Here is a 6,875-nt window from a genome sequence, read left to right on the forward strand (position 1 = left end):
CACCTTTTCGGCGCGGGCCGGGGGAGGATCATTCCTCGAAGTTGCCGCCCTTCGACTTCACTTCCGCTTCCCAGCGCGCAAGCAGGCGCTCGCGCGTTTCGGAGGAGCCATAGGTGGCGAAGTCATAGTCGATCAGCTTGACCGCGGCCATGTCGGGGGCCTCGGGGTCGGTGGCGGCGGCGGGGTTGGAGGGGATGTTGAACACGCCCACCTCAAGCCCGCGCGACTGCGCCTCGGCGCTGATGACGTATTCCACCCATTTCTTCGCGGCATCGAGGTTCGGGGTGCCATTGATCACGCTGACCGCGCCGACCTCATAGCCGGTGCCTTCGCAGGGCGAGACGATCTCGACCGGGAAGCCCTGCTTCTTGAGGTTGACCATGTCATGCATGAAGCCCACCGCGATGGTGGTTTCCCCGCGTGCGGCCATCTTGCCGGGGGCGGAGCCGGACTTGGTGTTCTGGTTCACATTGGCCCCGATCTCGGCCAGCATCTTGAAGGCTTCGTCCTCGCCGAAAAGCTGCACGAGGGTGGCAAGCTGGGTATAGGCCGTGCCCGAGGATTGCGGGTTCGAGACTGTCACCTCGCCCTTGTATTCGGGCTTGGCGAGATCCTTCCAGCAGGCGGGGGCGGGCAGGCCCTTTTCGGCCAGAACCTCGGTGTTGTAGAGCATGCCGAGCAGGCCCACATGCACACCGATGGCCTTGCCGCCCGACATTTCCGTCATGTTCTGCGACCAGCCGAGCTGGCCCGATACATCGACGCCGGTCGCCACGGTCAGCCCCTCATTGGCGGCGATCAGATGCGGATCGCCCGTGCCGCCCCACCAGACGTCGATCTTGGGGTTGCCAGCCTCGGCCCGGACCTGGGCCAGCACCTCGCCCGTCGACTTGCGCACCATCGCGACGTCGATTCCGGTGTCGATCTTGAAGTTCTGGGCCATCAGATCGCACCAGGCCTGTTCGTTCGAACAGACCACGTTCAGGCTTTGCGCGGAAGCCGCGCCCGCCATCATGGCCGCGCCCAGTGCAAGCGCACTGATCATGCTCTTTCTCATCGTCATCCTCCCGTAGCGACCGCTTCTCCCGAGCGGTCCGGCCAAGACTGTCACGTGCCGCGCCGGTCAGGGGAGGGGGTGCCGGGTTAACAGACTGTCCCGGGGGCGGCCGTTTGATGAACAATGTTACAAAGCCCGGGCAAGGCGGAACAATTGAAACCGGAAAGCGATTGCGATGCGTGGCGCTTCGGCCATCATGGCGGCAGGGAGGACGAACGCATGGAACAGGTTTCCATGACGCAGGCCGGGGCATCATCGCCCGGTGGCCCGGTGGTGGCCATCATCGACGATGATCCGGATCTGCGCCGCACCGTGGCGGACCTGCTGGCCGAGAACGGCTTTTCGCCGCTGCCTTTGCCGGACGGACCTTCATTCCTGGCGCTTGGCCCGCGCCCGGCGGTGGATCTGGCGCTGATAGACCTGCGGCTGCGGGGCGAGAACGGGCTGACGCTGGCCATCCGCATCCGCGAGACGATGGGCATTCCCATCGTCATGCTGACGGGGCGGGGAGACGAGATGGACAAGATCATCGGGCTGGAGACCGGGGCGGATGATTACATGATGAAGCCCTTCAATCCGCGCGAATTGCTGGCCCGCCTGCGCGCGGTGCTGCGCCGTGCCGGGCATCCGGCGCAGGTTCCGCCTGATCGCAGCCGCAGCACGATCTGGCCCTTCGGCCACTTGCGGCTGGACCAGACGCGGCGCGAGTTGCTGGATCAGGACGGGGCAGAGATTCCCTTGACCAATGCCGAATACCGGCTGCTGGACTATTTCCTGCGCCACCAGAACCGCATCATTCCGCGGACGGAACTGCTGACCGAACTGGGCAATGACCTGTCGCAATACATGGACCGCACCATCGACGTGCTGATCCTGCGCCTGCGCCGCAAGATCGAGACGGTGCCGTCCAAACCCGTGCATCTGCAGACGCGGCGGGGGCAGGGCTATATCTTCGTCACGGACCAGCCGGCATGAGGCGTATTTCCGTCAGGGCGCGGTTGCTGGTGGCGCTGGCCCTGCTGGCCGGGGCTGTGCTGACCGTCGGGGTGATCGCCTGGGTCGCGCTGAGCCGGGGGAATGACCGTCTGGACCGGCTGCATGGCGAGACGCTGGCAGGGGTGGACCGGGCGCTGACGCTGTCGCGGCAGGCGGCGGATCTGGCGACGCTGGCCCCCTATCTGCTGACCCTGGAAAGCCCGTTCCGCATCGCGCAGGAGGGGCAAGAGGCCACGCGACTGGTGCAGGAGATCGCTGCGGGTTTGCCGGGGGATGCCGCGCTGGGCGCAAGGCTGGAGGAGACGCAGCGCGCCATCGGGAATCTGGTGCGGGACACCTCGCTTCGCGCAGGGCTGCGGGACAGGACGCTGCGGCTGAATGCCGAGCTGGCGGCGGCGGAACGCCGCTTTGCCGCGCTGTCATCGCGCCCGACGGCACCCTTGCAGGAACGGCAGGATTGGCTGGCCCTGCAGCGCATCGCCGCGGCCCTGCTGGGGGCTGGACGGGCCGAGAACCTGATCGGCGTGGGAGAGTTCCAGCGCGAATATACCCGCCTGACCGCGCGGATGGGGGCGGATCTGCCCCCGGACGTGGGGGCGGAACTGGCGCGGCTGCGGATCGTTGCCGAAGGGCGGGAGGGCCTTTTCGAACTGCGCCGGATCGAACTGGCCCGCCAGATCGGGGCCGAGGCGGCGCTGGTGCGCATAAGGCAGGGCGCGGCGGCCGTCACTGCCCATGCCGCCACCGCCACCGCCGAAGCGCAGGCCGTGATCGCCGCGGAACGCGCCAGCACCACCACCGCCATTGCCGTGGCGAAGTCGACGCTGCTTGTCGTGGTGCTGGCCAGTGCGGCGCTTGCCCTTGCGGCGGCTCTCTATGTTTCAGGCCATGTCACGGCCAATCTGCGCGCGATCTCGGAGGCGATGATCCGGCTTGCCGCGGGCGACCGCCAGACACGCCTGCCGCGCGGCGAGGGGCAGGGCGACGAGATCGGCAAGCTGTTCCACGCCTTTCGCACCTTCCGGGCCAATGCCTTGCGGCTGGACCGGTCGCATCGGCAGATGGTGCAGCGCACCGCGCTATACGAGAACATGATGGCCGGTATCAGCGACGGGGTGGCGATCCTGTCGGATCAGGGGCAGATCGTGGCCCATAACGAAAGGCTGGCCCCGCTCTTGCGGCTGGATCCGGCACGGTTGGCCGGGCGGCCCCTGCTGGCCGATCTGATCGCCGAGGCCGGCTGGCAGCGGGGAGCGGGACCCGCGGGCATGGCCTGCCTGTCGCAGGAGGGTGGGCTTCATGCGGAATGGCGCGAAAGCGCCCTGCCGGGCGGGGGGGCGGTTGTCCTGATATCCGACGCGACGGAGCGGCGGCAGATGGAGGACCGGCTGCGCCAGATCCAGCGGATCGAGGCGCTGGGCAAGGTTTCGGGCGAGGTGGCGCATGATTTCGGAAACATCCTGTCCACCATCTCGGGCAGTCTGCACCTGATGGACAGCGCCCCGCCGGAGCGGCAGGCGATGCTGCGCCAGACCATCGCCTCGGCCGTGGATCTGGGCGGGTCGCTGACCGGGCGGCTTCTGGCCTTTGCGCGCCGCCAGCATCTGGAGCCGGAAACCGTGGACCTGCCGCAGCTGGTGGAGGGCCTGGCCGATCTGGTGGGCTTCGCCCTGCGCGAGGAGATCGAGATCCGGATCGAGGCGGCAGAGGGGCCATTGCCGGTGCGGGTGGATCCCGGGCAACTGGAAAGCGCGATCCTGAACCTGTGCCTGAATGCGGGTCAGGCCATAGAAGGCGCGGGCCATGTCACGCTGCGCGTGGCGGGAGAGGGGGATCAGGCGGTGATCGAGGTGGCAGACAGCGGGGCGGGCATGCCGCCCGAGGTTCTGGCCCATGCGATGGAGCCCTTCTTCTCGGCCCGGGCCGATGGCACGGGAACCGGGCTGGGCCTTGCGATGGTCTATGGGTTCATCCGGCAGTCCGGGGGGGATATCGCCATCACCTCGGCCCCCGGGCAGGGAACGACCGTCCGCCTGACCTTGCCCCTGCAGGCCGAGGCACGAGGAACGGCCGCCAGCCTGGGCCGGGTGATGCTGGTCGAGGATGACGCCGCCGACAGGGCCGCAGCGGTGGCGGTTCTGGCCGGGATATCGCGAAAGCTGGATCAGGCAACCTCAAGCGCGGAGGCGCAGGCCCTGATGCAGACGCCGGTCGATCTGGTCGTGACCGATCTGACGCTGCAGGGGCGGGTGGATGGCTGGCGGCTGGCGGAAGGCGCGCTGACGCGCTGGCCCGAGGCGCGTGCCATCATCGTATCGGGGCATCTGCCGGAGGTGGATCCGCTGTCCTGCCGCTTTCCCGGCCGGGTCGTGGCGCTGGCAAAGCCCTTGACCGCCGAAGTGCTGGCCCGGTCGATGAGCGAGCTGTTTCCCGCTGTGGATGACGAGGCAAGAAGGGCAGGCCGCGATGTCTGAACCAAGGGGGATACCCGCGGCCATCCTGTTCGATTGTGACGGGACGCTGCTTCTGACGGGAGACCTGCACTTTCGGGCAATCTCGGCGGCGCTGAAGCGGCAGGGACAGGTGATGGCGCGGGATTGGTATGGCGGGTTGACGGGGCTGGACCGCCGGGATCTGTTCCGCCGGTATTGCACGGAATTCGGGCTGCGGCTCGATACCGAACGGCTGATTGCCGACAGTATCGGGCTTACAGTCGGGCTGGCGGGCGAGGCACGCGAAAACCCCCTTGTCGCCGATGTGGCGCGGCAGGCATCGGGGCGGGTTCCGGTGGCCGTGGTGACGAACAGCGAAAGGGCGATCGTGCGCGCCTTTCTGGCGGCGACCGGGCTGGACGTGCTGTTTGACCGTGTTCTGAGTTGCGAGGATGCCCCCGACCCCAAGCCCGCGCCCGATCTCTATCTGGCGGCAGCCGCGGCGCTGGGGGTGGAGCCGCGGGCCTGTCTCGTGCTGGAGGACAGCGACCAGGGCATCGCGGCGGCAGAGGCGGCGGGCATGGCCTGGCATGACGTGCGGCGCGCGACCTGGCCGCCCGCCCAGGCGGCCCTGATGGCGCGCCTTGGTGCGGTTTCGGCAGGAAGAGAGCGCGCAGCGGCGGCAGAGGGGATTGGCCGGTAGAAGGACCGAGCCGCCCTTGCAGGAAGAAGGTGCCGGAAACATCCTGAAGCCGCCCGTGCGATCGGCGAGGTGACAGGATCAGGGTGCTCCGGCACATGGATCGTCGCCTGAAGGCCTAGGTCCCGCTTGTGTCCCTCAGGCGCCCGGGAAGGTTTACTTCGCGACAAGGCGGACTCGAGGCGGTGAGGAAGATGGCCCATGAATTCAAAGGCACTGCCGGAACGGCCCCTCAGCCTGGCCGTCAGAGGTGATGATACCGGGAGTCGCCGTGGAATTGCGGACACATCCCTCTGAGCGCGCCGCGACGGGGACTTCCCGGGCCCTCAGCGGCATGACCGCGCGTTGCGTAACGGGCCTTCGTGAACCGGCCGAGGTCGCTGCAGGGGAATCTCGTGGCTTACCCGTCCTTCGGATGCCCTGCTGCGTGGTGGCGGGGGCACGACAATCAAGCGGGGCTAGACCCAAGCAGTGTGATGTCGGCCCGGTATGGCCTGCACCCGCTGCGCGAAACCGCCGGGCAAATCGGGGCAGGTTGCCCGGCATCTGCCTCGACGTGCCAAACACCCCAAGTGCCATCCTTGCGGTATGGCTGCAACTTTTGACTTTAATCGGGGTTTTTGGCTCCGGCGGTAGGGATCGAACCTACGACCAATTGATTAACAGTCATCATTTGGCATGTAACATAGCAAAACAGTGTAAAACTTTCGATTACAGCAAAATACTGAAAATATTGAAATATTGACGAACTAGTGTAACACGGTGTAACTCTGGGGAACACGGGTTACAAGCTATTCTGTTCCCCAGACTGTTCCCCAGAGGACCATTTGACATGAAGCTGAAGGCCACAACTGTCGAGACGCTAGCGGCGACAGACAAGCGTCAGGAAATCCCAGACGACCTTTGCACCGGCCTGTACCTGGTGGTTCAGCCCACGGGAAAGAAAAGCTGGCAGGTCCGGTACAGGCATGGCGGTGTGCATCGCAGGATGACCCTCGCCGCCTTTCCTACGCTTTCACTGGCCGATGCGCGGGCGCGGGCGCGTGACGTGATGGCAGCGGCAAGCGAAGGGCGTGACCCTGCCGCGGAAGTTAAGGCCGCGAAGGCACCGAAGGTACCGAAGGCCGAAGATAACCGGAACAAGATCGAAACGCTGATCGGGCAGTTCGCCAAGCGACACCTGAAAGGCCTGAAAAGCGGCGATGTGGTTAAGCGGGAACTCGATCGGTTCGTAGTGAAGGATTGGGGCGATCGGGACATTCATTCGATCACCAAGCGAGACGTGATCGACCTTCTGGATGGCATCGCAGATAGCGGGCGTGTGGTCACTGCGAACCGCATCCGGGCCTACCTGAACAAGTTCCTGAACTGGTGCGTAGAGCGCGATATACTGCCCATGTCACCGGCAACCGGGGTGAAGCCGGTTGCGAAAGAGACAAGTCGTGACCGCGTGCTGACCGACGACGAAATCCGGTGGTTCTGGCAGGCCTGCGATGCTGAAGGTTTTCCATGGGGACCATTGGGCAAGGTGCTTCTCTTAACCGGCCAGCGGTTGAGCGAGGCCGCGCAAATGGCTGACTCGGAAATCCGGGGTGCGGTCTGGCACCTTTCCACCCACATTTCCCAAGTAAGGCGCTGATTTCGCTGTCCTGACCATTATATTTCCTATATAAAACATGGTGTTGAAGGC

The 6,875-nt window shown here is 65.8% G+C and carries 5 protein-coding genes; 4 read left to right on the top strand and 1 reads right to left on the bottom strand.

Features of this window, described 5'->3' with window-relative positions; genetic code table 11:
* Positions 1-28: 28 nt before the first annotated feature.
* Positions 29-1,045, bottom strand: a complete 1,017-nt coding sequence (locus G5V65_RS19540; protein ID WP_277602973.1) for an ABC transporter substrate-binding protein — start codon at positions 1,043-1,045, stop codon at positions 29-31.
* A 231-nt stretch (positions 1,046-1,276) separates the two neighbouring features.
* On the opposite strand from G5V65_RS19540, the gene G5V65_RS19545 reads away from it, so the two are divergent.
* From G5V65_RS19545 to G5V65_RS19560, 4 genes are all read left to right on the top strand, one after another.
* Positions 1,277-2,032, top strand: a complete 756-nt coding sequence (locus tag G5V65_RS19545) for a response regulator (RefSeq protein WP_241250667.1) — start codon at positions 1,277-1,279, stop codon at positions 2,030-2,032.
* On the top strand, positions 2,029-4,527 hold the full coding sequence (locus tag G5V65_RS19550; RefSeq protein ID WP_165053677.1) for an ATP-binding protein: 2,499 nt from the start codon (positions 2,029-2,031) through the stop codon (positions 4,525-4,527). The genes G5V65_RS19545 and G5V65_RS19550 overlap by 4 nt, the downstream gene beginning before the upstream one ends.
* The gene (locus G5V65_RS19555) at positions 4,520-5,188 is read left to right on the top strand and encodes an HAD family hydrolase (protein ID WP_165053679.1); all 669 of its coding nucleotides are present in this window, start codon (positions 4,520-4,522) and stop codon (positions 5,186-5,188) included. Before G5V65_RS19550 ends, G5V65_RS19555 begins: the two co-directional genes overlap by 8 nt.
* 829 nt (positions 5,189-6,017) lie before the next feature.
* Entirely contained in the window at positions 6,018-6,824 is an 807-nt protein-coding gene (locus tag G5V65_RS19560; protein ID WP_165053683.1) for a tyrosine-type recombinase/integrase, read from the top strand.
* The last annotated feature ends 51 nt before the right edge of the window (positions 6,825-6,875 follow it).

It is taken from the genome of Paragemmobacter kunshanensis, from assembly GCF_011059185.1.
In the GTDB taxonomy this organism is placed as follows: Bacteria; Pseudomonadota; Alphaproteobacteria; order Rhodobacterales; family Rhodobacteraceae; genus Paragemmobacter; species Paragemmobacter kunshanensis.

Bases quoted from the DNA above. Each gene is read 5' to 3' on its own strand.
- G5V65_RS19540 (WP_277602973.1), bottom strand. From the start codon at position 1,045: ATGATCAGTGCGCTTGCACTGGGCGCGGCCATGATGGCGGGCGCGGCT.
- G5V65_RS19545 (WP_241250667.1), top strand. From the start codon at position 1,277: ATGGAACAGGTTTCCATGACGCAGGCCGGGGCATCATCGCCCGGTGGC.
- G5V65_RS19550 (WP_165053677.1), top strand. From the start codon at position 2,029: ATGAGGCGTATTTCCGTCAGGGCGCGGTTGCTGGTGGCGCTGGCCCTG.
- G5V65_RS19555 (WP_165053679.1), top strand. From the start codon at position 4,520: ATGTCTGAACCAAGGGGGATACCCGCGGCCATCCTGTTCGATTGTGAC.
- G5V65_RS19560 (WP_165053683.1), top strand. From the start codon at position 6,018: ATGAAGCTGAAGGCCACAACTGTCGAGACGCTAGCGGCGACAGACAAG.